This is a genomic window from Streptosporangium sp. NPDC000509 (genome assembly GCF_042898365.1).
GTDB lineage: Bacteria > Actinomycetota > Actinomycetes > Streptosporangiales > Streptosporangiaceae > Streptosporangium.
The window spans coordinates 262281-289259 of record NZ_JBIAYX010000015.1 but is presented as its reverse complement, the minus strand read 5'-3'; the positions used below and the strand labels follow the sequence as shown (position 1 = coordinate 289259).

The 26979-nt window shown below is 69.6% G+C and carries 25 protein-coding genes; 14 read left to right on the top strand and 11 right to left on the bottom strand.

Annotation, left to right across the window (positions count from 1 at the left end; translation table 11 throughout):
- The first annotated feature begins 155 nt into the window (after positions 1-155).
- Together ACFY3D_RS27430 and ACFY3D_RS27425 are read left to right on the top strand one after the other, a co-directional pair.
- Positions 156-1415, top strand: a complete 1260-nt coding sequence (locus tag ACFY3D_RS27430) for an activator-dependent family glycosyltransferase (RefSeq protein ID WP_389984242.1) — start codon at positions 156-158, stop codon at positions 1413-1415.
- Between the two features lie 22 nt (positions 1416-1437).
- Complete coding sequence (locus ACFY3D_RS27425; RefSeq protein WP_389984239.1) at positions 1438-2700, top strand: activator-dependent family glycosyltransferase; 1263 nt, start codon at positions 1438-1440, stop codon at positions 2698-2700.
- Between the two features lie 16 nt (positions 2701-2716).
- Here ACFY3D_RS27425 and ACFY3D_RS27420 read toward each other — a convergent pair whose 3' ends face one another.
- The 3 genes from ACFY3D_RS27420 to ACFY3D_RS27410 all read right to left on the bottom strand — a co-directional run bounded on the left by ACFY3D_RS27420 (position 2717) and on the right by ACFY3D_RS27410 (position 6463).
- Complete coding sequence (locus ACFY3D_RS27420) at positions 2717-3943, bottom strand: methyltransferase domain-containing protein (protein WP_389984236.1); 1227 nt, start codon at positions 3941-3943, stop codon at positions 2717-2719.
- Positions 3944-4091: 148 nt separating this feature from the next.
- Positions 4092-5078 carry a Gfo/Idh/MocA family protein gene (locus ACFY3D_RS27415; protein WP_389984232.1) on the bottom strand — a complete coding sequence of 329 codons (987 nt, stop codon included), beginning with the start codon at positions 5076-5078 and terminating at the stop codon, positions 4092-4094.
- Positions 5075-6463 carry an NDP-hexose 2,3-dehydratase family protein gene (locus ACFY3D_RS27410; RefSeq protein WP_389984229.1) on the bottom strand — a complete coding sequence of 463 codons (1389 nt, stop codon included), beginning with the start codon at positions 6461-6463 and terminating at the stop codon, positions 5075-5077. Before ACFY3D_RS27410 ends, ACFY3D_RS27415 begins: the two co-directional genes overlap by 4 nt.
- Positions 6464-6748: 285 nt before the next feature.
- On the opposite strand from ACFY3D_RS27410, the gene ACFY3D_RS27405 reads away from it, so the two are divergent.
- Together ACFY3D_RS27405 and ACFY3D_RS27400 are read left to right on the top strand one after the other, a co-directional pair.
- Complete coding sequence (locus ACFY3D_RS27405) at positions 6749-7201, top strand: FdtA/QdtA family cupin domain-containing protein (RefSeq protein WP_350946099.1); 453 nt, start codon at positions 6749-6751, stop codon at positions 7199-7201.
- A complete protein-coding gene (locus tag ACFY3D_RS27400) occupies positions 7198-8298 on the top strand; it encodes a DegT/DnrJ/EryC1/StrS family aminotransferase (RefSeq protein WP_389984226.1) in 1101 nt (366 codons plus the stop codon). Before ACFY3D_RS27405 ends, ACFY3D_RS27400 begins: the two co-directional genes overlap by 4 nt.
- A gap of 196 nt (positions 8299-8494) precedes the next feature.
- Here the strand turns inward: ACFY3D_RS27400 and ACFY3D_RS27395 are convergent, their stop codons facing one another.
- The 6 genes from ACFY3D_RS27395 to ACFY3D_RS27370 all read right to left on the bottom strand — a co-directional run bounded on the left by ACFY3D_RS27395 (position 8495) and on the right by ACFY3D_RS27370 (position 14477).
- Complete coding sequence (locus tag ACFY3D_RS27395) at positions 8495-9484, bottom strand: NAD-dependent epimerase/dehydratase family protein (protein WP_389984223.1); 990 nt, start codon at positions 9482-9484, stop codon at positions 8495-8497.
- 5 nt (positions 9485-9489) lie between these two features.
- The gene (locus tag ACFY3D_RS27390) at positions 9490-10842 is read right to left on the bottom strand and encodes a nucleotide sugar dehydrogenase (protein WP_389984220.1); all 1353 of its coding nucleotides are present in this window, start codon (positions 10840-10842) and stop codon (positions 9490-9492) included.
- Positions 10843-10864: 22 nt separating this feature from the next.
- Entirely contained in the window at positions 10865-12019 is a 1155-nt protein-coding gene (locus ACFY3D_RS27385; RefSeq protein ID WP_389984217.1) for an ABC transporter permease, read from the bottom strand.
- The gene (locus tag ACFY3D_RS27380; protein WP_389984214.1) at positions 12016-13182 is read right to left on the bottom strand and encodes an ABC transporter permease; all 1167 of its coding nucleotides are present in this window, start codon (positions 13180-13182) and stop codon (positions 12016-12018) included. Before ACFY3D_RS27380 ends, ACFY3D_RS27385 begins: the two co-directional genes overlap by 4 nt.
- A 26-nt stretch (positions 13183-13208) precedes the next feature.
- Complete coding sequence (locus ACFY3D_RS27375) at positions 13209-14099, bottom strand: ABC transporter ATP-binding protein (RefSeq protein ID WP_389984269.1); 891 nt, start codon at positions 14097-14099, stop codon at positions 13209-13211.
- 282 nt (positions 14100-14381) lie between these two features.
- Positions 14382-14477: a class III lanthipeptide gene (locus ACFY3D_RS27370; RefSeq protein ID WP_350946092.1), complete on the bottom strand. Its 96-nt coding sequence runs from the start codon at positions 14475-14477 to the stop codon at positions 14382-14384.
- A 414-nt stretch (positions 14478-14891) separates the two neighbouring features.
- Between ACFY3D_RS27370 and ACFY3D_RS27365 the strand changes: the two genes are divergently transcribed.
- The 6 genes from ACFY3D_RS27365 (at position 14892) to ACFY3D_RS27340 (ending at position 21699) form a co-directional block, all read left to right on the top strand.
- On the top strand, positions 14892-15524 hold the full coding sequence (locus ACFY3D_RS27365) for a response regulator transcription factor (RefSeq protein WP_389984211.1): 633 nt from the start codon (positions 14892-14894) through the stop codon (positions 15522-15524).
- A gap of 139 nt (positions 15525-15663) precedes the next feature.
- Positions 15664-16305, top strand: coding sequence for a GNAT family protein (locus tag ACFY3D_RS27360; RefSeq protein ID WP_350946090.1), 642 nt, complete (start codon positions 15664-15666; stop codon positions 16303-16305).
- Complete coding sequence (locus ACFY3D_RS27355) at positions 16302-17060, top strand: flavoprotein (RefSeq protein ID WP_389984207.1); 759 nt, start codon at positions 16302-16304, stop codon at positions 17058-17060. Before ACFY3D_RS27360 ends, ACFY3D_RS27355 begins: the two co-directional genes overlap by 4 nt.
- Positions 17057-19714, top strand: coding sequence for a class III lanthionine synthetase LanKC (lanKC, locus tag ACFY3D_RS27350; RefSeq protein WP_389984266.1), 2658 nt, complete (start codon positions 17057-17059; stop codon positions 19712-19714). Before ACFY3D_RS27355 ends, lanKC begins: the two co-directional genes overlap by 4 nt.
- Before the next feature lies 1 nt (position 19715).
- Positions 19716-20855, top strand: a complete 1140-nt coding sequence (locus ACFY3D_RS27345; RefSeq protein WP_389984204.1) for an ATP-binding cassette domain-containing protein — start codon at positions 19716-19718, stop codon at positions 20853-20855.
- Positions 20842-21699: an ABC transporter permease gene (locus ACFY3D_RS27340; RefSeq protein ID WP_389777108.1), complete on the top strand. Its 858-nt coding sequence runs from the start codon at positions 20842-20844 to the stop codon at positions 21697-21699. Before ACFY3D_RS27345 ends, ACFY3D_RS27340 begins: the two co-directional genes overlap by 14 nt.
- Before the next feature lie 116 nt (positions 21700-21815).
- On the opposite strand, the gene ACFY3D_RS27335 is transcribed toward ACFY3D_RS27340, so the two are convergent.
- A complete protein-coding gene (locus tag ACFY3D_RS27335; protein WP_350946086.1) occupies positions 21816-22232 on the bottom strand; it encodes a MarR family transcriptional regulator in 417 nt (138 codons plus the stop codon).
- Positions 22233-22355: 123 nt separating this feature from the next.
- Between ACFY3D_RS27335 and ACFY3D_RS27330 the strand changes: the two genes are divergently transcribed.
- From ACFY3D_RS27330 to ACFY3D_RS27320, 3 genes are all read left to right on the top strand, one after another.
- Complete coding sequence (locus tag ACFY3D_RS27330) at positions 22356-24089, top strand: ABC transporter ATP-binding protein (protein WP_389984199.1); 1734 nt, start codon at positions 22356-22358, stop codon at positions 24087-24089.
- A gap of 233 nt (positions 24090-24322) precedes the next feature.
- Positions 24323-24568 (top strand): hypothetical protein, encoded by a 246-nt coding sequence (locus tag ACFY3D_RS27325; protein ID WP_389984196.1) that lies wholly within the window; start codon positions 24323-24325, stop codon positions 24566-24568.
- Entirely contained in the window at positions 24568-24975 is a 408-nt protein-coding gene (locus ACFY3D_RS27320) for a hypothetical protein (RefSeq protein ID WP_389984193.1), read from the top strand. Before ACFY3D_RS27325 ends, ACFY3D_RS27320 begins: the two co-directional genes overlap by 1 nt.
- Before the next feature lie 36 nt (positions 24976-25011).
- Here ACFY3D_RS27320 and ACFY3D_RS27315 read toward each other — a convergent pair whose 3' ends face one another.
- Positions 25012-25743 (bottom strand): arylamine N-acetyltransferase, encoded by a 732-nt coding sequence (locus ACFY3D_RS27315; RefSeq protein WP_389984190.1) that lies wholly within the window; start codon positions 25741-25743, stop codon positions 25012-25014.
- Between the two features lie 231 nt (positions 25744-25974).
- On the opposite strand from ACFY3D_RS27315, the gene ACFY3D_RS27310 reads away from it, so the two are divergent.
- The gene (locus ACFY3D_RS27310) at positions 25975-26781 is read left to right on the top strand and encodes a hypothetical protein (RefSeq protein ID WP_389984187.1); all 807 of its coding nucleotides are present in this window, start codon (positions 25975-25977) and stop codon (positions 26779-26781) included.
- The last annotated feature ends 198 nt before the right edge of the window (positions 26782-26979 follow it).

The following is a 26979-nucleotide window of genomic DNA, read 5'->3' as shown; positions in this document are numbered from 1 at the left end:
CTCCTACACCCACGCCGCCGCACGGCTCCGCGAGGAGATGCACACCATGCCCACCCCCAACGACCTCGTCCCCGAACTGGAAAGACTCACCGCCCGATATCGCGGCACCACGGGGACCGGCTGAGGCCGCGAGGCCGGCCGCAGGAAGGAACACCATGCGCGTCCTGTTCACGACGTACGCCGAAAAAAGCCATTTCCTGGGGATGGTGCCGCTGGCGTGGGCGTTGCGCAACGCCGGTCACGAGGTGCGGGTGGCGAGCCAGCCGGAGCTCACCGACGTCATCACCGGCGCCGGCCTCACCGCGGTGCCCGTCGGCAGGGACCACAGTCTCGGCAGGGTGCTCCAGCACGCCAAGGACTCGGGCCAGGAGAAGGACTTCGACATGGCCGAGGACCGCCCCGAGATGCTCACCTGGGAGAAGATCAGGGAGGGCTACCAGGGGCACGTGCTGTGGTGGTGCCGGCTGGTGAACGATCCGATGATCGTGGATCTCACCGACTTCTGCCGGCACTGGAAGCCCGATCTCGTCATCTGGGAGCCGCTCACCTATGCCGGTGCGATCGCGGCGAAGGCGACCGGGGCCGCGCACGCCCGCTTCATGTGGGGGCTCGACCTGTTCGCCCGCATGCGCGGCCACTACCTGCGGGCGAGGCGCGAGCACGGAGGCCACCTGTCGGACGCGCTCGGGCAGTGGATGGGGCTGCACGCGAGACGGGCGGGCGTGGCTTTCTCCGAGGACATGACGAGCGGTCACTTCACCATCGACTACACCCCCACCTCACTACGCCTGGACCTGCCCCACACCTACCTGCCCCTGCGCTACATCCCCTACAACGGCACCGCCGTCATCCCCCCCTGGCTGCACACCCCACCCACCCGGCCCCGAATCTGCCTCACCCTCGGCACCTCCGCCACCGAACGCCTCGACGGCTACTCCGTCCCCGTCCAAGACATCCTCACCCACCTCGCCGACCTCGACATCGAAATCATCGCCACCCTCCCCGAAAAACAACAGGCCGAACTCCACCACGTCCCCACCAACACCCGCCTCGTCTCCTTCGTCCCCCTGCACGCCCTCGCCCCCACCTGCTCGGCGATCATCCACCACGGCGGCGGCGGATCCTTCTCCACCAGCCTCGTCAACGCCGTCCCCCAACTCATCCTCGCCGACATGTTCGACGCCCCCCTCAAAGGCGAACTCCTCGCCCGCCAAGGCGCCGGCCTCACCCTGCACAGCAGCCAGGCCACCGGACCCAACGTCCGCGAACACCTCCTACGCCTCCTCAACGACCCCACCCACACCCACGCCGCCCAACGACTCCGCCAGGAAACCCTCACCACCCCCGGCCCCAACCAACTCGTCCCCGAACTGGAAAGACTCACCGCCCACCACCGCGACACGGTGTCCGGGTAGAGACGGGCAGAGAGGCGAGAGCATGCGAGTCGTGTTCGCCACCCACGCGGAGAAGAGCCATTTCCTGGGGATGGTGCCGCTGGCGTGGGCGTTGCGCAACGCCGGTCACGAGGTGCGGGTGGCGAGCCAGCCGGAGCTCACCGACGTCATCACCGGCGCCGGCCTCACCGCGGTGCCGGTCGGCAGGGACCACGAGCTGCGGCGTCTCTCCCGGACGCGCGAGCACGTCGCGCCCGGCGCGCCCGTCTTCGACATGGCCGAGGACCGCCCCGAGATCCTCACCTGGGAACACCTCAAGTGGGGCTACGGCGGCGTGGTGCCGTGGTGGTGGCGGGTGGTGAACGATCCGATGATCGTGGACCTCACCGACTTCTGCCGGCACTGGAAGCCCGATCTCGTCATCTGGGAGCCGCTCACCTATGCCGGTGCGATCGCGGCGAAGGCGAGCGGGGCCGCGCACGCCCGCTTCATGTGGGGGCTCGACCTGTTCGCCCGCATGCGCGGCCACTACCTGCGCGTCAAGGAGCAGCAGCCGCCCGGCGACCGGCAGGACGTGCTCGCCCAGTGGCTCACCGCCCGCGCCGCCAAGGTCGGCACCACCTTCTCCGAGGACATGACGAGCGGTCACTTCACCATCGACTACACCCCCACCTCACTACGCCTGGACCTGCCCCACACCTACCTGCCCCTGCGCTACATCCCCTACAACGGCACCGCCGTCATCCCCCCCTGGCTCCACACCCCACCCACCCGGCCCCGAATCTGCCTCACCCTCGGCACCTCCGCCACCGAACGCCTCGACGGCTACTCCGTCCCCGTCCAAGACATCCTCACCCACCTCGCCGACCTCGACATCGAAATCATCGCCACCCTCCCCGAAAAACAACAGGCCGAACTCCACCACGTCCCCGCCAACACCCGCCTCGTCTCCTTCGTCCCCCTGCACGCCCTCGCCCCCACCTGCTCGGCGATCATCCACCACGGCGGCGGCGGATCCTTCTCCACCAGCCTCGTCAACGCCGTCCCCCAACTCATCCTCGCCGACATGTTCGACGCCCCCCTCAAAGGCGAACTCCTCGCCCGCCAAGGCGCCGGCCTCACCCTGCACAGCAGCCAGGCCACCGGACCCAACGTCCGCGAACACCTCCTACGCCTCCTCAACGACCCCACCCACACCCACGCCGCCCAACGACTCCGCCAGGAAACCCTCACCACCCCCGGCCCCAACCAACTCGTCCCCGAACTGGAAAGACTCACCGCCCACCACCGCGACACGGCGGGCTGAGGCCGGGCGCGGGCGATCAGACGACGTGGACCTCGGGCACGTACAGGATCCACCTGCCGCCCGCCTCACGGAAGGCGCGCTCCTTGGCCATGATCTCCTCGGCGTGGTTCCAGGCGAACAGCAGCGCGTAGTCGGGGTACGGCTCGGCGAACGCCGAGGGCTCGCGGACCGGGATGTGCGATCCGGGGGTGAGTCTGCCCTGCTTGGCGACGGTGGTGTCGCAGACGAACGGGACCAGCTCCGGGCCGATGCCGCAGTAGTTGGTCACCGTCGCGCTCTTGGCGGTCGCCCCGTAGCCCACGACCCGCTTGCCGTCGTCGCGCAGGTCGCGCAGCAGGGCGACGAGGTCGTCGCGGATCCGCTCGACGTTGCGCGCGAAGCCCTTCAGCGTGGGCATGGCCGCGAGGTTGCGCTTGTTCTCGTCCGCCAGCAGCTCGGCCACCGCGGCCGTCGGCGTCCTGGTGCCCGCGTGGGCCAGCGTGTAGCGGACCTCGCCGCCGTGCACCGGAAGCCTCTCGACGTCGACGAGCTCCAGGTCGAAGCGGGCGGCCATCGCCTGGACCGCGCGGACGGTGAAGAAGTAGAAGTGCTCGTCGTAGATCTGGTCGAAGGACGTGCGCTCGACGATCTCGGAGAAGTAGGGGTCCTCGAACACGAAGACGCCGGTCGGGGCGAGCAGCGCGGTCACCCCGCGCAGGATCGACTCGATGTAGGGGATGTGGCACAGGGTGTTGGCGGCGTAGATGACGTCCGCCCTGCCGTCGGCGGCGAGGATGTCCTTCGCGGTCGTCTCCTCGAAGAAGTCCTTGCGGACGCGGATGCCCTTGGCGTGCGCCATCTCCGCCACCCCTCCGGACGGCTCCACCCCCAGGTGCCTCACCCCGGCGTCGGCGATCGCCTTCAGCATCACCCCGTCGTTGCAGCCGAGTTCGACCACGAACGGGTCCTCGCCGGTCAGCTCGGTGGCGAGCAGCCGCCTGGCCAGCTTCTCGAAGTGCGCGCGCATGACGGCCGACCCCGAGGACACGTACGGGTAGTCCTGGTGGAACATGCGGTCGCGGGGGATCTCCTCCATGAGCTGAACCATCGTGCACGCCTCGCATATCCCGACGGCGAGCCGCACGAAGAATTCGTCCGCGAAATCGCCGGGGCGGACGAACGCGTCGGAGAGCGGCTGGCGCCCGAAGTCGAAGAATTCAGCGAGGGATCCGGCGCAGACACGGCACCGCGACGTGGCAGACATACTTTGCTCCTCGATTCTGGATGGCACGGGGTGAATCAGCTGTAAATCGCAGCGCGGCCCGCCGCCTGCGTGCGAAACAAAGAGGCGCGGCAGCGTTTTATCAGGGCACGGGGACGCGGCCGGCGGCCACTTTCCTCGCTTTTCATGTTCATATCGTTATCCGCCGGGCCCGCTCGCGGATCGCGTCGACGAGCTCGGCCTGGGCAAGGGCCGGCTTCGTGTGCTCGGCCTGCCCGTCGCCCTCCCGCACGGATCGCGCGAAGGACTCCAGGATGTTGACGAACTGGCGGTCGGCGGCGAGCGTCCGCTCCTGCACGAGGTCCTGCCGTTCGATCCGCACGACGGGGCGCATCGAGTCCGGAGGGGTGTAGGCGCGGTCCAGCAGGATCGACCCCTCCGAGCCCCACAGCGCGTACGAGCTGCGGTAGGAGTGCTCGAACCCGAACCTGATCTGCGCGGTGATGCCCCCGGGCGAGCACAGCAGCGCGCTTCCCTCGACGTCCACCCCGCTGGCGGCGTCGTAGCGCAGGAACGCGCCGCAGACCTCGAGGTCGTCGCCGAGGAAGAGCCGCGCGGCGCGGATCGGGTAGACGCCGACCTCGAACAGGGCGCCGCCGCCGAGTTCTGGCCGGTAGCGGAAGTCGCCGGGGGCGCGCGGGGGGATGCCGAAGTCGCCGGTGAAGGAGCGCAGCCGCCCGATCGTCCCGTCGTCGAGCAGCCGGCCCACCTCCTCGTGCTGGGAGTGGTGCGGGAAGACGAGGTTCTCCACGAGGAGCAGGTCGCGCTCCTCGGCGAGGGCGAGCAGCCTCTCGGCCTCGGCACGACTGGTGGCCAGCGGTTTCTCGGCCAGCACGTGCTTGCCCGCCCGCAGCGCGCGGTCGACCCACTCGGCGCGCAGCCCGGTGGGCAGCGGGATGTAGACCGCCTCCACGTCGGGGCGCTCCAGGAGGTTTCCGTACCCGGTCACCGCGTCGCAGCCGAAGCGCCGGGCGAAGGTCTCGGCCTTGGCCGCGTCGCGGCTCGCGACCGCGACCGGCAGCACGGCCGGGGCCTCCGCCATCGCCGGGAGCGTGCGCCGCCAGGCGATGTCCGCGCAGGAGAGCACGCCCATGCGCACGGGTGAGGTCGTCGTCAACGCTCTCCTCCCCAGAGTCCCTGCAGGCAGGCGACGAGCGTCCTGGCCTGGACGTTGAGGTAGTAGCTGTGCCGCAGCAGCCCGGACAGCTGGCCGACGGTGACCCAGGTGTAGTCCTCGGGCACCTCGACGGGGAAGTCGTCGTCGGCCTCGATCACCAGGTATCTGATCACCGCACCCATGAAGCGCCCGCCCTCCTCCGACAGCAGCGACTCGAAGCGGATCCGGGAGCGGTCGGCGTTCAGCACGTAGTCCATGAAGTACGGGCGCCGGTCGGCGGGCACCCCCTCGTAGCTCTCGGGCGCGCACTGCAGGGTGGCGGCCAGCTCGACCATGTCCGGCAGGCCGCCCTCCATCCTGGCGTGGACCAGCACGTGCAGCACGCCGTGGATCCGCTTGACGACGAAGGCGACCACGCCCTGGCCCACCGGCACGAACAGCGGCTGGCTCCACGAGCCGACCTCCCTGCCGGCCCCGCTCACCGCGACCGCGGCGACCGTGAAGTACTTTCCCTCCTCGTGGGCGATCTCGTCGCGGGACCGCTTCCAGCGGGTGACCTGCTCCAGGTTCACGCACCAGCGGTCGACGAGCTTGCTGCTTCTCGCCGCGGTGAACCAGCTCAGCAGGCTGGAGGTGGTGTGCAGGGCGGCCCCGCCGCTCACCACCGAGCGGCGCAGCGCTCCTACGAAATCCTCGCAGTCCTCGCCGCTGCCGCCACCGTCGGCGAGGATCGCGCCGTCGAAGGGGACGCACGCGAGCACGGTCCTGGAGTCCATGTTGACGAGGTTGTCGACACGCAGCAGTTCCTGCAGCTGGCCGATGGTGAGCCAGCGAAAGCCGTCGCGGACCTCGACGTCCTCGGTCACCTCGACGACCATGTTGCGGTTGCGTTTGCACCAGAACCAGGAGCCGTGCTCGGACTGGAGCACGTCGACGAGCACGCTGCCGGGCCGGGGCCGGGTGAAGTACTCCAGGTAGGGCACGCCCGCGCCGCGGTGCACGCCCACGTAGTTGCTGTGCGTGGCCTGCACCGTGGGCGACAGCTGCACGGAGTTGACGTTCCCCGGCTCCATCTTGGCCTGCATGAGGAAGTGGACGACGCCGTCGATCTCCTTGGCGAGGATGCCGAGGATGCCGATCTCGGACTGGTTGATGATCGGCTGTGACCAGCCCTCCGCCGGGTCCGAGCGGGTACTGACCCGCAGCCCCTCCACCGAGAAGAACCGTCCGCTGCGGTGGACCAGGTTGCCGCTGCCCGGCGTGAAGCTCCAGCCGTCGAGGTCGGCGAAGGGGATCCTGGTGACCTCGGCGCGCTCCGTGCGGTGGCGTTCGGCGAACCACTCCCTGAACTCGGCGAGCGGCAGGACGGCGCTGTCCCTGGCCATGGACGATTTAGTGAGGCGGGCTCTGAATTCGTTATTCTCCCGGCGCAGAGAATGTGATATCTGGGGGAGGCTGGTCATATTCCGACCCTCCGGTCTTTGGATCGCACGGCCTTCGCCGGAGAGTAATTATATAAATCTCGTTAGTCCATTGCATTCGTTCTTCCGGAGGGCTTCCAAGGCGCCGAGAATCACTTGACCGCCGGGTTCTCGAAAAATAGCGTTTGTCCCGCTGGCGAGACGGGACGGGGCGGAACGACCCCTCGTCCGAGGGAGGGTGGAGGCTCGATGAGTTCTTCGGTGAACGGCGGCGAGGACCTCGCGGTCGGCAGGGTCGAGCCATGCCGCCTCGTCGAGCTTCCGGAGATCGTCGACCCTCGGGGCAGCCTGTGCGTGGTCGAGTCCGGCAAGGAGATCGACTTCGACGTCAAGCGGGCCTACTACATGTTCGACATGCCGCCGGGCACCCGGCGCGGCGGGCACGGCCACCGCCGCCTGCGGCAGCTGATCATAGCCGTGCACGGCCGCTTCGAGGTGAAGGTGGACGACGGCTTCAACCGGCGCACGTTCGTGCTCGACCATCCCCGGCTGGGGCTCTACATGACCCCGATGGTCTGGCGGGACATGGTCGACTTCGCGCCGGGGACGGTCGGTCTGTGGCTGGTCTCCGAGCCCTACGACGAGGGCGACTACTACCGCGACTACGACGAGTTCCTGCGAGACGCGCGGAGCGGGGCGTGAAGGTCCCCTTCCTCGACCTGCGGGCCCCGTACGAGGAGTTGCGGGACGACCTCGACGCGGCGCTCCAGCGGGTGCTGAGCTCGGGCTGGTATCTCATGGGTCCCGAGGTGGAGGCGTTCGAGGCGGAGTTCGCGGCCTACTGCGGCAACGCGCACTGCGTGGCGGTGGGCAGCGGCTGCGACGCGCTGGAGCTGTCCCTGCGCGCGATGGGCGTGGGCCGGGGCGACGAGGTGATCGTCGCGTCCCACACGTTCATCGCGAGCTGGGTGGCGATCTCCAGGGTCGGCGCGCGGCCGGTGCCGGTGGAGCCGGACGAGCGCACCTGCACCCTGGACCCCGCGCGGATCGAGGAGGCGGTCACCCCCCGCACCAAGGTGATCATGCCGGTGCACCTGTACGGCCACCCCGCCGACCTGGGGGCCGTCGAGCGGATCGCGGCCAGGCACGGTCTGCGCGTCCTGGAGGACGCGGCACAGGCCCACGGCGCGCGCGAGCACGGACGCCGGGTGGGGTCGGGCGCCACCGCCGCGTTCAGCTTCTATCCCGGCAAGAACCTCGGCGCCCTCGGCGACGGCGGCGCCGTCGTGACGGGGGACGCGGAGCTGGCGGCTCGGGTGCGGCTGCTGCGCAACGTCGGGGCCCGCGAGAAGTACCGGCACGAGGTCGTGGCCGCCAACTCCCGGCTGGACGAGATGCAGGCCGCCACGCTGCGGGTCAAGCTGGCGTGGCTGGACGAGTGGAACGATCGCCGCCGTGCCGTGGCCGCGCGCTACCTGGACGAGCTCAAGGGGGTGGGCGACCTGCTGCTGCCCGTGCCGGCCCCGTGGGCCGAGCCGGTCTGGCACCTGTTCGTGGTCCGCACCGCCCGCCGGCGGGAGCTTCAGGAGCGGCTCGCCGCCGCCGGGATCGGCACGCTCGTGCACTACCCGATCGCGGTGCACCGCTCCCCCGCCTACGCCCGCGAGGGATACGCGCCCGGATCGCTGCCGCTGGCCGAGCGGCTCGCCGACGAGGTGCTGAGCCTGCCGATCGGCCCGCACCTCGACGACCGGGCGGTGGACGCGGTCGTCGCCGCGACCCGCGCGGCCTGCCTCTGAGCGGAGGCGCCCGGCACCGGTTGCGCCCCGAGCCCGCGGCGCGAGCGATACTCCCCTGGCCCGCCATGAGCCTGCGCCATGAAGTCGCGGCCGATCGTCAGGCGGTCCGGGACCGGCATCCTCGCCAAGGAGCCTGTGCCGTACCGCGACCATGGCCGCGCCGGCCCCTCACGGACCGGCGCCGCCCGGCCGCCGGTCAGCTGGAACCGCTGTCGGGCTGCTCCAGCCACCAGGGGTTGGCCCGCGCCCAGTCGATCGTCCTGGCCAGGCCGTCCCGCAGGGTGGTGGTGCTGCGCCACCCGAGCACGGCGAGCGCCTTGGAGGTGTCGGGAACGCGCCGCGACAGGTCCTGGTAGGCGTCGCCGAAGCCGTCGCGCGGGTCGACGGGGACCGCCTCGTCCCCGCCCGTCAGCTCGACCACGAGCTCGATCACCGCGCGGATGGTCGTCTCGACGGAACTGCCGATGTTGAAGCACTCCCCCAGCGCCGCGGCGGCGGTGCCCGCCTCGATCGTGGCCTCGATCGCGTCGTCGACGAAGGTGAAGCAGCGCGTCTGCCCGCCGCCGTCGTACAGGATCGGCGGCAGGCCGCGCAGGGCGCGGTGGACGCTGCGGCTGACCACGAAACCCGGCCGCTGGCCGGGCCCGTAGACGTTGAAGTAGCGCACGATGGTGGCGTCGAGCCCGCGCTGGCGCATGTAGGCGAACGTCAGGTGCTCGGCCAGCGCCTTGCTCGAGGAGTAACTCCACCTGTCGGTGGCGGTGCTGCCGAGGACGCGGTCGTCGTCCTCGGCCCACGGGACGGCCGGGTTCTTGCCGAACACCTCGCTGGTGCTGGCCAGGACGACCCGGGCACCGGCCTTCTGGGCGAGTTCCAGGACGTTCTTCGTCCCCGACAGGTTGATGTCGATGACGTCGAGCGGCCGGTCGATGTAGCGGTCGACGCCGACCACGGCGGCGAGGTGGTAGACGGTGTCCACGTCGCCGGTGATCGCGCCCGCGAGCGCCTCCGCGTCCCTGATGTCGCCGCCGACGTGGCGGGGGGCGTCGCCGCCGCGGCCGGACGGGGGCGGCCCACCGTCGAAGACCGCGTCGAAGACCGTCACCTCGTCCCCGCGCCGGGAGAGCGCGTCGGCGAGATGACCGCCGAGGAAACCGAGACCGCCGGTGACCACCACGTTCGCCACGGCCCCTACCTCCCGATCCCGCGGTAGGCGAATCCGGCCTCGCGCAGCAGCTCTATGGTCTCGCGCGGATAGTAGGCGCGGCCGTCGACCACCGCGCACGAGGGGGCGACCCGCTCGCGGAGCGCGGCGAGGTCGATGTCCTCGAACTCCCGGTGCCAGGCGAGCACCGCCAGGCAGTCGGCTCCGCGCACGGCCTCCTCCAGCGAGGAGGCCCTCGGCAGCCCGAAGAGCTTCTCCGCCTCGTCGCCGTCGACCAGCGGGTCGTACAGGCTCACCTCCGCGCCCGCTTTGCGTAGTTCCTCGACGACCGGTCTGACCGGTGTCTCGCGCAGGTCGCCGGTGTTGTTCTTGAAGGCGAGCCCGAGGACCGCCACCTTCGCGCCCGCCGGCGACCTGCCGAGCTTGGCCAGCTCCTGCACGATGAGGTCGCTGGTGTAGTGCGGCATGGAGTCGTTGACCTCGCGGGCGGCCGGGATGGTCAGCAGGTCGATGCCGCGCTGCCTGGCGGCTCGCCAGACCATCCAGGGGTCCTTGGTCAGGCAGGAGCCGCCCACTCCCACGCTCGGCAGCAGGATGTTGACGTTGCCGTTGCCCTTGGGGATCGAGTTCGCCGCGGAGATGATGTCGAGGACATCGACCTCCAGCGCGGCGCAGAGCCGGGCGAGCTCGTTGGCCAGGGCGATGTTGTGGTCGATCCACCAGTTGTCGGCGAGCTTGACCATCTCGGCCGCCTCCAGGGAGGCCACCGGGATCACCTCCACCCCGACGGCCCGGCGCCAGAACGTCACCGCCGCCTGGGTGCTGTCGGCGCACCACCCGCCGACGATGATGGGGAAGCTGAGCAGCTCGCGCAGCGCGGTCCCCTCGGAGAGGCGTTCCGGGCAGAAGGCGAGGCCGAAGTCCGCACCGCAGACCAGGCCGCCGCGCTCCAGCAGCGGCAGGGCGAGCGAGCGGGTCACCCCCGGCGGGACGGTGCTCTTGAAGACCAGGAGCTGGCCCGGCCTGATGTGCCGGCCCAGTTCCTCGCAGGCGCCGCGCAGCTGGCTCTCCTTCATCACCCCGCGCTCGCCGGTGGGTGTGCCGACCGCGACGATGACGACGTCCGCCTCGGAGACGCTCTCGTAGCTCGTGGTGACACGCAGGCGGCCGGTGCCCGCGTGGCGGGCCACGAGCTCGGGCAGCCCGGTCTCGCTGAACCGGCAGTGCCCGGCGTTGAGCTCCTCGACGAGTACGGGGTCGGTGTCCACCCCGATCACGTTCACGCCGCGGTCGGCCAGGACGGCGGCGACGCACGAGCCGACGTATCCCAGGCCGAGGACCGCGGCAGTGATGTTCTCCCGATCGGGCAGGAAACGCATGTCATCTCCAATGGTCTCGGCTTTACCGGGTGAGGACACGGCGCATGCGCCAGACGCCGAGGGCGAACAGGACGGCCGCGTAGCAGCTCAGGACACCGAACTGGGGCAGGATGTCGACGATGGTGCCGCCGTTCCTGACCAGCTCGGCGAAGGCCTCGTAGGCCCAGGCGTGCGGGGTCAGGTGGGCGACGACCTGCATCACGCCGCCGAACGACTCCAGGGGCAGCATGGAGCCGCCGAGCGCGGCGAGCCCCAGTCCGAGGATCATGGCGACGGAGATCGCCGCTCCCGGCGTCTTGAACGCCGATCCCAGGAGCATGGCGGCCCCGCTCCCGACCAGGGAGAAGACGACGACGAGCGCCGCCGCCGCCAGCGGGTCGCCCCAGTCGACCCCGAAGATCAGCGCGGAGCCGAGCATGATCAGCAGCGCCTGCGTCAGCGCGATGACCATCCGGCCGAGCGCCTCTCCGGCGACGATGGCGCGGGCCGAGATCGGGGTCGCGTACATCCGGCGCGCCACTCCGAGCAGCCGGGTCTCGACGAGCCCGATCGCGGCGGTCAGCGAGGTGAGGAAGGTGAACAGCAGCAGCAGCGGCGGAGCCGAGGCGGCGAAGGGGTTGAACCCCTCGGGGAACAGGCTCCGGCCCGTGGTGGTGACGCGCACCTGGACCTCGGCGACGCTCGCCTGCCCCGCCCTGCTCAGGCTCTCGTCGAAGCTTCCCGCCCCCTCCTGCTGCCCGAAGCGGGCGGCCCGCAGCAGGGCGGCCTGCTGGGGGACGACGGAGCGGACCCAGGTGCCGATCTCGGCCGCTCCCGAATCCTGCTGCCGGGTCAGGTAGCGCACCTCGACCTGGTCGCCCTCGCGGATCCGGGCGTCGTAGTCGGCCGGGACGACCACGCCGGCCCGCAGCTCGCCGCGCTCCACCGCGGTGCGCAGCGCGGACTCGTCCCCGGTCCTTTCGACCGTGACGCGCTCGCCGGAGCCTAGCGCCCCGACCAGCTGCTGCGTCAGCGGTCCCGGACCGCTCACCACGCCCAGCCTCAGCTGCTGGTCGACGCCGAACATCTGCCCGAGCACGAAGACCATCAGGAACGGCGCGACGATCACGAAGAAGATGTTGGTGCGGTCGCTGAAGACCCGGCGGAGGTTGACCATCCCTATGGCGAGGGCCTTCACGCGTGCACCATCCTTCCGACACGGGACAGGGCGAGGGCGCCGCCCAGTACGGCGAAGCCGAGCAGTGCCGCGACCGGGACCGCCACGGCCTGCACCGACCCTCCGCCGGCCAGGTCGGCCAGCCCCTGCATGAACCACTTGTGCGGCGTGAGATAGCCGAGCGCGGTGAGCCCGCCGAGTTGCGCGCTGGGGAAGAACACCCCGCCGAGGATGCCCAGCACCATCGCCACCACCGACTGCCAGTTCGACGCCTGCTCGGCGGTACGGGCGAACGTGGCGAGCGCGGCCATCAGCCCGGTGGCGGCGAGCACGCCGGAGACCACCAGCGCGGCCACGCCGAGCGGATCGCCCCAGCGGGCGCCGATGACGAGGGTGGTGACCACGACGAGGATCGTCATGCTCACGATGCCCACCAGGACGCCGCTGAGCAGCTTGCCCAGGACGATCGCCGGCCGGGAGATCGGGGCGGCCAGCATCCTGGTCAGCGTCCCCGCCCTGCGCTCGTCGAAGACGCTGGTGATGCTGAAGACGACGGCGAAGAAGAGGAAGAACATCGCCATGCCGGCGGCGTAGTAGGTGGTGACGTCCAGCTGCCGCCGTACGGCGGAGGCGTCCTCGCGCACCGACACCGGCACCGGGAGCGCGCCGGCCCGCTCCGCGAGCCGGGCGGCCCGCTCCGCGTCCGGCGCCGTCCCCGAGGGGGAGACCACGGCCACGGCCAGCTGGACCGAGCGCAGCCCGGTCGCGTAGGCCTGCCCGACCTCGCGGGCGACCTGGACCGCGACGGGCGCGGCGACACTTCCGATGATCTCCAGGGTGGCGGCGCGTCCCGCCCGCACGTCGGCGGAGAAGCCGGCGGGGATGACGAAGGTGGCCTCCACCTCGCCGCGCTGCGTCAGCGCCCGTCCCTCCTCGGCCGTCGCCACCGGCCGCAGGGTGACGATGCCCGAGTCGCGCATCGGCTCAAGGACCTGCTGGACGAACCCGCCGCCGGCGGCGCGGTCGGCGTCGGCCACCGCGTAGCGGGCCGTGAAGCCGCCGCCCGTGCCGCCCAGGACCGCGTTGAGGATGAACGCCATGCCCAGCGGCAGCACGATCGCGAAAACGATCAGGGTGCTGTCCTTCGCCCGCTGGCGCAGGTCCTTCAGCAGGATGATGATCATTCCACGCACCGTAGGCCCCGTCCCACTCAGTCCCGAAGCGCCTTACCGGTGAGGTGCAGGAAGACCGCCTCCAGGTCGGGTTCGCGCACCTCCGCGGACCGGATCGCCGCGTCCTGGCCGGCCACGGCCTCGAAGAGCCGGGGCAGGATCGCCCTCGCCCCCTCGACGAGCAGTTCGATGTGCGGGCCCTCGCCGCTCACCTTGCGGACCCGCGGCAGCTCGGCGAGCGCGCGCCTCACCCGGTCCAGGTCGCCGTCCACCTGTAGGACCACCTGGTCGTTCTCCCCCACCATGTCCACCAGCTCGCGGCGGGTGCCCTCGGCCTTCATCTGGCCCTCGTCGACGATGCCGACCCGGTCGCAGAGCCGCTCGGCCTCCTCCATGTAGTGGGTGGTGTAGAGCACGGCCACCCCCTCCCCCGCCAGGCGCCGCACGCTCTCCAGGATGGAGTTGCGGCTCTGCGGGTCGACTCCGGCGGTCGGCTCGTCCAGGATCAGCAGGCGTGGCCGGTTCAGCAGCCCGATCCCGATGTTGAGGCGGCGGGCCATGCCTCCCGAGTAGGCGGAGACCGCCTCGTCGGCGCGGTCGGCCAGCCCGATCGTCTCAAGCACCTCGCCCACCTTGCTCCTGCCCTGGCGTCCTCGCAGGCCGTACAGCTGCCCGAAGAACCAGAGGTTCTGACGTGCCGTGAGATCCTGGTAAAGCGCGAGCTCCTGGGGCACGTAACCGATCAGCGCTTTCGTCTTCGTGTTCCGCGCGTCGTGCGGCTGCCCGTCGACGAGAACCGTGCCCTCGTCGCGCTCGACAACTCCGACAATCATCGAAATCGTCGTCGTCTTTCCCGCCCCATTCGGACCGAGCAGGCCATAGACCTCGCCCTCCGCAATGGAAAAACCGACTCCGTCGACCGCGACCATCTGGCCATAACGTTTACGCAGTCCTTCGCACGCCAGAATGATGTCGCTCATGGGGCCCAATTGAACACGGCCCCTTCTCGGGGCACAAGGCGAGAGAAAATCGGAAAGGATCGCGGCGCGTTTTGCCGTCTCGTCGGCGGTCGCGCGGCCCGTCACGGAGTGTGGTGCCCCGCCTCGGGGAGGGCACCCGGCGCCCGGCCGCGAGATCCGCGTCCACCGGGTGTGCCGGTGACCGCGAACGCGGGGGGAGGCACGGGACCGCCCCCCGCGAACACGGAGGAATCAGCAGGTGCTGTTGCTGATGGTGCTACTGGGGAGATCGGCGTACTCGGGTGCGACGTCGATCTCCTGCAGCTCAAGAATGTTGGACAGGTCCATTAAGACACCTCCTTCGAGGGCTCGAAAGTCAGACCGGCCGTGTGGCGGCCCCGGGCCGGCCGGGTCTTCCTCTCTGACACACCGCCGCCCTCGCCGGCTTCGGAGGGTGAACCGCGCGCATTCCACGGATTTCACGGAGTCTGCACCGTGACACCTGCACCGAAAAACGATGACGAGCGAAAGCGCCATAAAGGCGTTAATCCCGGCCGTTCCGCTGACGAAACATAGTTATGGAACCCCGGAATGCGCAACGGCCTGTCCTAAAACGGCCATCCCCGGCGTTTCCATAAGTCGGAAACGACGACGGTCCCGAGACTTTAGCCATGACATTATATTTTCATGCGCCACGCCGATACAAACAGCAGCGAGGATCGGATAATCACACCACAGGAACTGCGTGAAGTGTTTTCCCGGATGACGGAGAGCCGGTATCGGGAAGTCCTGGCGGTGCTCTCCGACGATCCGCTGGGGCGCTTCCTGTCCGGCCGGGTGGGAGAGCTGCTCGTCGAGGGGAATTGCCCGGTGTCCGTCGTGCGCGCCGGGGGCGGCGAGGAGACCGAACCTCTCGCGGCCCCTTCCCTCGATCCCCGGCACGCCCGGACCAGGACGCTGCCTTCGGTCCCGCTGTCGGCGGTGATCGCCGACCGGCGGGTGGCGCTGCTGAGCCTGCGGCCCCCACCGGGGGAGGTGGCGCCCGTGACCCTGGTGACGCGGGCCGGTCACCTCTCCACGCTGCTGGCCATCTTCGGCCATCTGTGGGGCACCGCGCACGTTCCACCACCCCAGGAGACCGGGGCCGGGCAACGGCGCGGCGCCGTACTGAGCCTCCTGGCCGAGGGACTGACCGATGGCGGCGTCGCGGCCCGGCTGGGCGTCGCGGAGCGGACGGTCAGGCGCGAGGTGAACGGGCTGATGCGCTCGGCGGGCGCGACCAGCAGGTTTCAGCTGGCGTTGCGGGCTCAGGAACTCGGCTGGCTGCCCCGTCCCGCCGGCGAGACAACGCCGGATGACGATTCCGCATTTCACGGGCGCGCCGCTTTCTCATAGCCCCGGATAGCGAAACGTTGACGACCTGGGAACGCCAAACCTAGTGTCCAGATATCGACGAGCTCAGGACGGTTCGATCCCCACGGGACCATCGGGTCCGGAAACCATCGCCGCCGAAAGAATTCAAGGTGACACAGTCGTGCTCATTCCCCATGTCGAGACTCAGCGGACGGCGCTCACCATCGCCGACCCGTCGGACGGGGTCGCCCTCTACGAGCTCCTTCTCGGCCTGGGACTGCACAGCATGCCGCCGCTCAAGGTATTCGTTGACCAGCTGAAAAAGCAGGACATCTCCGCGATTTTCGCGATCAGGCTGCGGCACAGCGGGGAGACCGTCGGATTCGGGACCCTGCACGAGATGGACCCCGCCGGACACATCCAGGTCGGTATATTCACCGACACCGACAAGGCCAGATACGGCCTCGGCGGCGAGGCGATGATGCTTCTGGTGAATTACGCGTTCGCCACCTGGGAAGACATAAGAAAAGTATATTTCGTCACCACGGACGCCAGTATCGACCGGATCGGCTGGGTCGGTGACCTCATTCCCAAGGAGGCGACCCTCCCCAAGCACATGTTCTTCCGGGGATGCCTCTGGGACGTGCATTTCTACGCCATTTATCGGCATATGTGGGAAAAGCAGGGCGCGGATGTTCTCACCCGGCTGGTCCGGGGGCCAGAGGCCGAGCGTCCGAGGGGCATCAGGGCGCTCATCCACCACCTCAGGTGGCTCGTCACCAGGCCGAAGCCCGCCACGAGCCCGAAGGAGTACGCGCGGTGACCGACACACCGGCCGACCGCCGGCCCCCCGAGTTCGGCGGCGAGCGCCTGCTCGTGATCGGCACCGGCGCCATCGCCGCGATGTACCTGCCGTTCTGGCTCAACTGGCTGATCACGGCGTACCGGGACCTTGAGGTGCAGGTCGTCCTCACCCCGAGCGCGGAGCGCTTCGTGAGCGGGGAGGCGTTGAGCGTGCTCGTCCGCCGGGAGGTCGTGCGGGACCGGTGGCCCGAGGAGGCGCGGCCGGACGCCCTGCACGTGCGGCTCACCGAGTGGAGCGACAGCGTGATCGTCTATCCGGCGTGCGTGAACTTCATCTCCAGGCTCGCGCTCGGGCTCGCCGACACCCCCGCGCTGCTGTCCCTGCAGTGCACCTCCGCCCCCATCGCGGTGGCGCCCTCGCTGCCCCCCGGGGCGATGGACAACCCGACGTTGCGGGGGCATCTGCGGACCCTCTCCGAACGGCGCAACGTCGTGGTGGCGCCGGTACGGGCGACGAGGAGCCTCAGCACCGGACGCCAGGACGCGGCGGGCGCGCCCCCGCTGTCGACGATGATCGGCCTTCTGGAACGACTGCGCGGGTCCCTCTCCGCCGACGGCGAGAGCGACACGGACGACAGGAGCAACGGGGACCGCGAGAGCGAAGCGGACGGCAGGAGCAACGGGGACCGCGAGAGCGACGGTGGCGGCGAGCGCGGCGGGGACGGCGCGGGAGCGACGAGCACGGGCGAGGAGCACCACGCGTGCAGGACATGATGCAGATCTACACCCTGGCCGACCCCCTCTTCTTCGAGGAGCCCACCCGCTGGTCGGGCGGGGTGGGCTTCATCCGGGACCACGCGTTCACCGTGTCGGGCACGGCCGTTCCCGAGGGGTGGGTGCGCAAGGAGCGCGGGGTCTGGGTGTCCCTGCGCCCGCAGGGCCAGACCACCGCCGAGCAGGGCTGGAAGGTCCACCTGTCCGCGACGCTGGAGAACGCCGACCGGCTCTGCTCCGCCGCCTGGGACTACTGCGTCGAGCGCGGCATCCCCTTCAAGCACCTGCGCGACCGCAACATGCTGCTCGTCTTCAACGCCAAGTACTCGCCGCGCGGCTCCAGCGGAAAGCTGGTCACCGTCTACCCGCGCGACGAGGAGGAGTTGCGGGCCGTGCTGACGGACCTGTCGGCGGAACTGAAGGGCGAGCAGGGTCCGTACATCCTCAGCGACCTGCGCTGGGGCGACGGCCCGCTGTACGTCCGCTACGGCGGTTTCACCGAGATGACGTGCGTGGACGAGCACGGCGAGACCGTCTTCGCGATCCGTCACCCCGACGGCACCCTGCTGCCCGACCGGCGCAGGCCGTTCTTCGACCCGCCCAAATGGGTGGAACTGCCCGGCTTCCTCCAGCCGCACCTGGACTCCCGTCGCGACGGCGCGGGCGCCGAGCTCCCCTACCTGGTGCGCCGGGCCCTGCACTTCTCCAACGCCGGGGGCGTCTACCTCGCCACCCGCCGCACCGACGGCAGGGAGGTCGTGCTCAAGGAGGCCCGCCCGCACGCGGCGGTGGACGCCAACCATCACGACGCGACGACGAGGATGGAACGCGAGAGCTGGGCCCTCACCGCGCTGCGCGGCATCCCCGGGGTCCCCGCCCTGTACGACGAGCTCGACGTGGCGGGGCACCGCTTCCTGGTCGAGGAGTACGTCGAGGGGCAACCGCTGAACGTGTGGTGCGGCACCGCCCATCCCTGGGTGGTCATGGCCGAGCCCACGGCCGAGGACATCGAGTCCTACACCCGCAGGGCCGTGCAGATCACCGACCGCGTCGAGGCGCTGATCGCCGAGATACACGCCCGCGGGGTGGTCTTCGGCGACCTGCACCTGGGCAACGTCATCGTCCGGCCCGACGAGACGGTGACCCTGGTCGATTTCGAACTGGCGTTCGACGCTGCGGACACCGACTGGCGGCCGGGACTGGCCGCGACCGGTTTCGCCGGCCGGGACACCAACGGTGTGGCCCGCGACCTGTACGCCCTCGCCGCGTTGCGCCTCACCGTGTTCCTGCCGTTCAGCAAGATCACCGCACTGCGGCCCGACCGGGTCCACCGGCTCGTACGCACGATGTGCGACAACTTCCCGGTTCCCGCCGGCTGGGCCGAGACGATCCTCTCCCACCTCGCTCCTTCGCGAGGACTCCCGGACTCCCCCGCCACCGAACCGGTGGAGGTGGAGGTGGGGCCCGCCGGTCCTGACGCCCCCGCCGTGGACTGGCGGGCGGTGCGCGAGTCCCTGGCCAGGGGAATCCTGAGTTCCGCGACCCCCGAACGCGAGGACCGCCTGTTCCCCGGCGACGTGCACCAGTTCGTGTCCGGCGGGCTCGGGTTCGCCTACGGCGCCGCCGGGGTGCTGTGGGCCCTGGAGGTGACCGGCCACGGCAGGCATCCGGAGCACGAGAGGTGGCTGCTCGACGCCGTGCGGCGCGACAGACCGCGCCGCCCCGGCTTCTACGACGGGACCGCCGGCATCGCCTACACCCTCGACCACCTGGGATACCCGCAGGAGGCGGCCGAGCTGCTCGACCGACAGCCGGTGCCCGATCGCGCGAACATCTCGATGTTCTCCGGGTACGCCGGCATCGGGGCGGCGCTGGCGCACCTCGCGGGCACCCAGGGCAGGCCGGAGCATCTCACCGCGGCACTCGCCGTCGCCGACCGGCTGGCCGACGCGGTGGAACGCGGAGACCCCGGCACGGCACGCGGCCCGGGGCTCCCGGCCCCCACCCGGCCCCTGGAGGCCGGCCTCATGCGGGGCTGGTGCGGAGTGGCCCTCTTCCTCGTCCGGCTGTTCGAGCGGACCGGCGACCCCGCCCTCCTCGACCACGCCGCCCGAGCCGTCGGGCTGGACCTCGACCGGTGCGTGACGACCGCGGACGGCTGGCTCGTGGTCGAGGAGGCGGGGGTGCGTACGATGCCCTACCTCGACGTGGGCAGCGCGGGCATCGCCCTCGTCGCCGCCGAACTCCTCGCCCACCGCGAGGACGACAGGATCCGCGCGAGTCTCCCCGGCCTGCTGCGCGCCTGCCGGACGCGCGTCTCGCTGCAGGCCGACCTCTTCCGCGGCATGGCCGGGCAGGTGGCCGTACTCTCCCGGCTCGCGAACGGCACACCCGACAGCGGGGCGGACAACATGACGGGCGACATGACGGGCGACGCGGCGGAGGACCGGCGGCTGCGGGACCTGTGCGAGCACGCCGTCTCCTTCCAGGGGCACCTCGCGTTCACCGGCACCAGGGGCTTCCGGATCTCCATGGACCTGGCGACGGGTGGCGCGGGCGTCCTGCTCGCCATGTCGCAGGCCACCGGAAGCACCGGGGGCGCTGGGAGCACTTCCCCCTTCCTGCCGTTCTTCTCCCCTCGCGGGGGGCGGTGAGGTGGACGACGGCGCGGCGGTGTCCGTGAGGGGACTGCGCAAGGAGTACGGGAAGATCGAGGCCGTCAGGGGCGTCGACTTCGACGTCGCCCCCGGCGAGGTGTTCGGCCTGCTGGGTCCCAACGGCGCCGGCAAGAGCACGACGATCAACATGTTGTGCACGCTGATCCGGCCCAGCGGGGGCAGCGCGACCGTCGGCGGGCACGACATCGTGCGGCGGCGCGACGAGGTGAGGCGCGACATCGGCCTGGTCTTCCAGGAACCGACCGTCGACGGATACCTCACCGGCGCGCAGAACCTGAGCTTCCACGCCGAGCTGTACGGCCTGCCGAAGAACGCCATCGACGACCGGATCAGGCGGGTCCTGGACATCGTCGGCCTGTGGAAGCGCCGCGACGACCGGGTGCACACCTACTCCGGCGGCATGCGACGGCGCCTGGAGATCGCCCGCGGCCTGCTGCACTCCCCCCGGGTGCTCTTCCTCGACGAGCCGACGGTCGGGCTCGATCCGCAGACCCGCGCGGCCATCTGGGGGTACATCACCGAACTCCGCGACCTGGAGAAGATCACGATCTTCATGACGACGCACTACCTGGAGGAGGCCGAGCACTGCGACCGCATCGCGATCATCGATCACGGTTCCGTCGTGGCGCTGGACACCCCGGAAGCGCTCAAGGCCGCGGTGGGCAGGGACCGGATCCGCATCCAGACCGGTGATGACCCGGCCGCCACCGTCATGCTGCGGGAACGCCTCTCGGTGGAGGCCGTGGCACGCGACGGGGGACTCACCTTCTCCGTCCCCAGCGGCGAGGAGTTCGTCCCGCGCCTGTTCGCCGAGTTGGGCGTCCCCATCCTCTCCGTCCAGATGACCCGCCCCTCCCTGGACGACGTCTTCCTCTCCTACACCGGCTCGACCATCCGCGACGCGGAGGACACCGGGGAGAACGGGAGAACCGGCGGCCCCGAACAGGCCGGCGCGAAGGCCCACGCGGAGACCGGGGACGGCACGAACGGCGAAGGCGAGCACATCGTGGGCGCGAAGTCCTCCTCTGAGATCGGGGACGACGCGAACGCCGAAGCCGAGCACACCGTGGGCGGGAAGGCCCACGACGAGGAGGTGCCGGCCCATGGTCGCGGCTGAGACGGCCACGCCCCGCGTCCCGCTGCGCGGCGCCGCCCACAACCTGCGCGCGGTGAAGGTGGTGCTCCGCAGGGAGCTGATCCGCTTCGCCACCGACGGCAAGCGGGTCACGGCGATGCTCTTCCAGGCATTCATGTGGATCTTCATCATCGGCACGGGATTCGGGTCCCTGATGCCGGGGGTTCCCGACGGCGTGGACCTGAAGACCTTCATGTTCCCCGGCGTGATCTCGATGACGGTGATCCTGACGGCGATGTTCTCCGCCTCGTCGATCGTCTGGGACCGCGAGTTCGGCTTCCTACGGGAGATGCTCGTGGCACCGGTGAGCCGTACCGCGATCGTGGTCGGCAAGATACTCGGCGGCGCGCTGGTCGCGACGCTGCAGAGCCTGGTGATCGTGGCCATGGCGGGACTGGTCGGCGTACCCTACGACCCGGTCCTCATCGTCTCGCTGGTCGGGGTGATGTTCCTGACCGCCTTCACCATGTCGGCCTTCGGCGTGCTGGTCGCCGCGCGGATGACGAGCATGGAGTCGTTCCAGGGGATCGCCCAGATGGCGATCATGCCGCTCATGTATCTGTCGGGGGCGCTGTTCCCGCTCACCAACCTGCCCGGGTGGATGAGCACCGTGACGCTGCTGAACCCTCTGACGTACGCGGTCGACCCCGCTCGCCAGGTCGTCTTCGCCCACCTGTCCGTCCCGCCCGAGGTGATGGCCGTGTACGGTCCCGGGGTGTCCTGGTCGGGATGGACCGTCCCGGTGGCGCTCGAACTCCTGCTGGTCGGCGGCGCGGGCCTGCTCATGCTCGCCCTCGCCGTCGCCCGCTTCCACCGGACCGGCTGAAAACCGCCGGCCACCTCCACCGGACCGGCTGAAAACCAGCTGAAAGGTTGTCACCCGCTCCCACCGAAACGCAGGAAACCCGGGGCCCGCGATCCGCGCCCCCGGTGGCGGCCGGGTCAGACGGACTGCGCGTCGACCGTGCCGAGCAGCTCCCCGAGCCGGTCCTGCTGCTCGGGGGTGAGCACGGAGAACAGCTCCTCGGCCACCCGCCTGCGCGCCTCACGCACCTGCTCGTACCGCTTCCTGCCCTCACCGGTGACCACGAGCAGGGTGGAGCGGCGGTTTGCGGGATCGACCTCGCGGCGGACCAGCCCGGCCTCCTCCAGCGCGTCGACCACCGGGGTCACCGAGCGGGGCACGATCCGCAGCCTCTCGGCGAGCTGCACCATCTTCAGCGGCGGCTCGGAGTCGACGATGACCCGAAGCGCCCGCGCCTGACCAGGGCTCAGGCCGAGCGGCCCGAGCCGCTCACCGTACCCCTGCCGCAGCCGACGGCCGACGCCGTGCACCAGGTCGGCCAGTTCCGTCTCCACAGCGCCGAACCTATCCCAGTGCCACATGGAATGAATGTGAGCTAACCTCTGTTTGAGACTACATCAGAAAGGAGTTCCATGGAGGAACAAACCAAAAGTGCCATACGGCACGAAACACCTGAGGTGAACGACGAACCTCGCGCCCCCCTGCGACGCGTCATCGGTCTGTTCCGCCCCTACCAGGGCCGCCTCGCCATCGTGGGCATCCTCATCGGACTGTCCTCCCTCGTCTCGCTCGCCTCCCCGTTCATGCTCCGCGCGGTGCTCGACGACGCGATCCCGCACGGCAGGACCGGCCTGCTCACGCTGCTCGCGCTCGGCATGGTCGCGGTCGCCGTCGTCACCAGCGTGCTCGACGTCGTCCAGACGCTGATCTCCACCGGGGTCGGCCAGCGCGTCATGCACGACCTGCGCACCAGCGTCTACGGCCACCTGCAGCGCATGTCCATGGCCTTCTTCACCCGCACCAGGACCGGCGAGGTGCAGTCGCGCATCGCCGGCGACATCGGCGGCATGCAGCTGGTGGTCACCTCCACCGCGGCCTCGATGGTCTCCAACCTCACCACCGTGGTGGCGACGATCATCGCGATGCTCGTGCTGGACTGGCGGCTCACCATCGTGTCGCTGCTGCTGCTCCCCGTCTTCGTCGCGATCAGCCGCAGGGTCGGCAGGGAGCGCAGGAAGATCACCTCTGAGCGGCAGCGGAAGATGGCCGCCATGTCGTCGATGGTCCAGGAGTCGCTCTCGATCAGCGGCATCCTGCTGGGCCGGACGATGGGCCGCGGCCCCGAGCTCGCCGGGCGGTTCTCCGCCGCCTCCGACGAGCTCGCCGACCTGGAGGTCCGTTCCAGCATGGCCGGGCGCTGGCGGCAGTCCACCATCCAGATCATCATGGCGGCGATGCCCGCGGTGATCTACTGGGCCACCGGGCTCACCTCGGTCGTCTCCATCGGCACCGTCGTCGCCTTCACCACGCTGCAGATGAACCTGTTCCGGCCCGCCGTGTCGCTACTGCGGCTCGGCGTCGACGTGCAGAGCTCCCTCGCACTGTTCGCCCGGATCTTCGAGTATCTGGACCTGCCGGTGGACATCCACCCCGGCACCCGCACACCGGAGACCGTACGCGGCGAGATCCGCTTCGAGCACGTCGACTTCGCCTACGGCGAGACCCCGACCCTCTCCGACATCGACCTCACCGTCCCCGCCGGCACCACCCTGGCCGTGGTCGGCGAGACCGGCTCCGGCAAGACCACGCTGAGCTACCTGCTGCCCCGCCTGTACGACGTGACCGGCGGCCGGGTCACGATCGACGGGGTGGACGTGCGCGACCTCACCTTCGAGTCGCTGGCCGAGACGGTCGGCGTGGTCTCGCAGGAGACCTACCTGTTCCACTCCTCCATCGCCGACAACCTCAGGTTCGCCAACCCCTCCGCCACCGACGAGGAGATCGTCGCGGCCGCGCGGGCCGCGCGGATCCACGACCACATCGCCGCACTGCCCGACGGGTACGACACCGTGGTCGGCGAACGCGGCTACCGCTTCTCCGGCGGCGAGAAACAGCGCCTCGCCATCGCCAGGACCCTGCTGCGCGACCCGCCCGTGCTCATCCTCGACGAGGCCACCAGCTCCCTCGACACCCAGACCGAACGCGCCGTCCAGGAGGCCCTGGACACCCTGTCGCGGGGCCGGACCACCATCACGATCGCCCACCGCCTGTCGACGATCCGCGACGCCGACCAGATCGTGGTCCTCGACCACGGCCGCGTCGTCGAACGCGGCACCCACGACGAACTCCTCGCCGCCGACGGCCCCTACGCCGCCCTCGTCAACCGCGACCGCTCCCTCACCTCCGCCTGACCCGAGCCGTGTTCGCCCCCGGAGCCCGCCAGGCCGGTCGTTCCCGCCTCGGTCACCACACCCGTTTCCGGCCTCGCGTGATCGGTCGAAGCCATCGGCCCCCAGCGGGAATCTTGCGACCAAAAAATGATCCGGTTGCCCCGGAATGACCGGCCGTAAAGGGCGACACACCATAACGAACATGCCGACAAGGGGCATTGTCGCTGGTAAGCAAGGGATATAGTCTGCCGCGTGTGGTGGAACGAGACGACTACGCGGCCATCCGCGACCGCATCACGGCTCTCGCCCGCGACCACGGTCTGCGTTGCGACTGGGCCGAGACGACCAGAAGGCAACGTTTCCTGCTGCTGTGGGATACCGAGGGCCGCGTCGTGGCCCGCGCGATCGTCCCGCTGTATCCGGGCGAGACACCTCACGTTGTGGACAATCTCGAACGAGGGCTCGCGTTCCTGTTCGGTGATGACTGGCTGGAGGACTGATGGGCGCCCAGGACAGCGTTGACGTTCACGTCACCAAAACCGGCGCGCTGTGGCTCGCGACCGTGCAGGGCGTGGCGGGCGGCATGTCCGCACGGTCTTTGAAAGAGCTGCACGGCGACATCGCCGAAGGGTTTCCCTTCCTTTTCGCCGACCGCGACCAGCCGCCCGTCCCGGTGTTCCACTACACCCTGCCCGGTCTCACCGAAGACGACCTGAACGACTTCGCCGAGCTTCAGCGACGGGCGGCCGCGATCGCCGACGACTACACCAGGACCGCCAGGGCCCGTGTCGACCAGCTGGCCGGACTCGGCCTGTCGGACCCCGACATCGGGGAGCTGCTGGGACTGAGCAAGCAGCGGATTCAGCAGATCCGCACGAGCAGAAGCGAAGACCGCCAGACCGCCTGATGCCCCTTCCCTGCTCGTGACCAGGCAGCCGAAAGGTCACGCCTTGGCGGATGGGATCCGGTCGAGGGTGATCCCGAAGTGGTCGCGGTAGGCGGGGAGGAGTTCACTCTCGTCCAGGTCGCGTTCCGTACGCTCGCCGTCCACGGTGTGGATCAGCTTGCGGTCGCGGAGCGTGATCCGGCCCTCGGCCGTGCGCATCGAGCAGACCGGCGACCTGGTGAAGTGTGACTTCGGAGAGGTCTGCTGCCACCAGCACATCGGGACGAAGTCCGCCAGCTCGTAGGACCGGGCGGTCAGCCGGTAACCGGGGTCACTGTTGTGCGTGACGTCGAGGTCGCCGTGGTCGCCGGGGGCGAGCCCGACCAGGAACGCGCCCCCGCCGTTCCTCTGCTCCGCGCGCCCGTCGAGCCGCAGCGGCTCGTCGGAGAAGTCACCGAACCCGACGTCGACCAGCCACGGCTCGTCGAGATCGACGCGCAGCGCGAGGTGGTCGAAGAGCGGCCCCGGCACACCACCGCCGCCGAAGACGCGGGCGGCGAGCAGCGTCACCCGGTAGCCGAGCGCGGTCAGCAACTCGGCGAGCAGTCCGTTCAGCTCGTAACAGAAGCCACCTCGACGGCGAACGACGATCTTGTCGTACAGGGCGTCGAGGTCGAGCGAGATCGGCTCACCGAGATGAATGCTCAGATTCTCGAACGGTACCGCCCTGAGGTGTGCGAGCTGCAGGGTCCGCAGGCTCTCGGCGTCCGGCTCCGCGGGGCGGTTCACGCCCAATCTGTCCAGGTAACGAGTAATCCGCGATTCATCCATGGGGAAAGCAAACCACGCGCCGCTACCCGCCGGATCCCACCACCGGCTCCCCGTCCGCCCCACCGTACGGAGAGCCGCGACCGGACGAAAAGAGCCCATCACCGCCGAAACACCGTGCGCGCCCCTCGATATACGCAGTCACTTATTCAGCACTGGCGAGACATTCGACCACGAAGTAGCGTTCCGGGCATGGGTGACGTTCACGCCGCCAAAAAAATGATCCTGCTGTGCTCCGCAATCGCGTTCATGTCGGCCTGTTCCGGACAAGCGGGACCGGGCAGCGACTCCAGCACGGCGGCGGATCAATGGCGCGATTTTCCATACACACGCGATCCACGCCCGATAATCATCGTTGACGATCTCCCAAAACTCGTTGGTGACGCCAAGCCCGGAACGCGGTTCACTTTACAGGAAAAACTGTCCGACGATCCGCCGGGGAGCCAGGATGTCCTGCTCGACGGAGACAAGGTAAGCCTAACCCGGATATCGGCCGCAGATGCTTTCGATCGCCTTTCTGAGCGGCTTCGGGGGTTACCCGGAGAGACCATGACCGTCGTCGAAGCGCGCCTGAGCCAGCTGGAATGGATGACGGACAGGGGCTCGCTGTCGCTTCCCTCATGGAGCTTCCGCACGGACAACGGAGGGTCGGTAAGCTGGCCGGCGGTAACCCCTGACGCGTTTTGGCGCCTAGGTCAGACAAGGCGCTCGGCGGCGATCGACGGTGTTTCCCTGGACACGTCGAGAACCTCACTTTCCTTTAAAGTCACCGTCGCTCCGACTTCCTGCGATGGATCAACCGGCGACGATCATTTCGAAGCCGGCCAACTCCAGTCCGCCGTGGTGATCCTTACCGGTGAGCCAAGCACCGCGCAGCCCGACTGCGATCGGCCGGCCTTCGCCATGCTGAAGAGCGGAACCGTACGAATAGATCGCCCACTGGAGGGAAGGGTCGTCGTCGATCAGCAAGGCAACCCTGTGCCGGTTGAAACACCGTGAAATCATCACTCCCGACAGAGTTTCACCTTTGGTCGTACACGCTCTCGGAGCGTCGGTAGGTTCGCAGCTGTAGCGAAAAACCGGCATCGAGGATCAGTGGCGTCATGCTCATCCCCGCACACCTCGAAGGGCCGCTCCTCGGTGGGCGCATCACCACCCCGTCTGCGGTCTGACCATCCAGCGGCCGCCTTCTTCCGT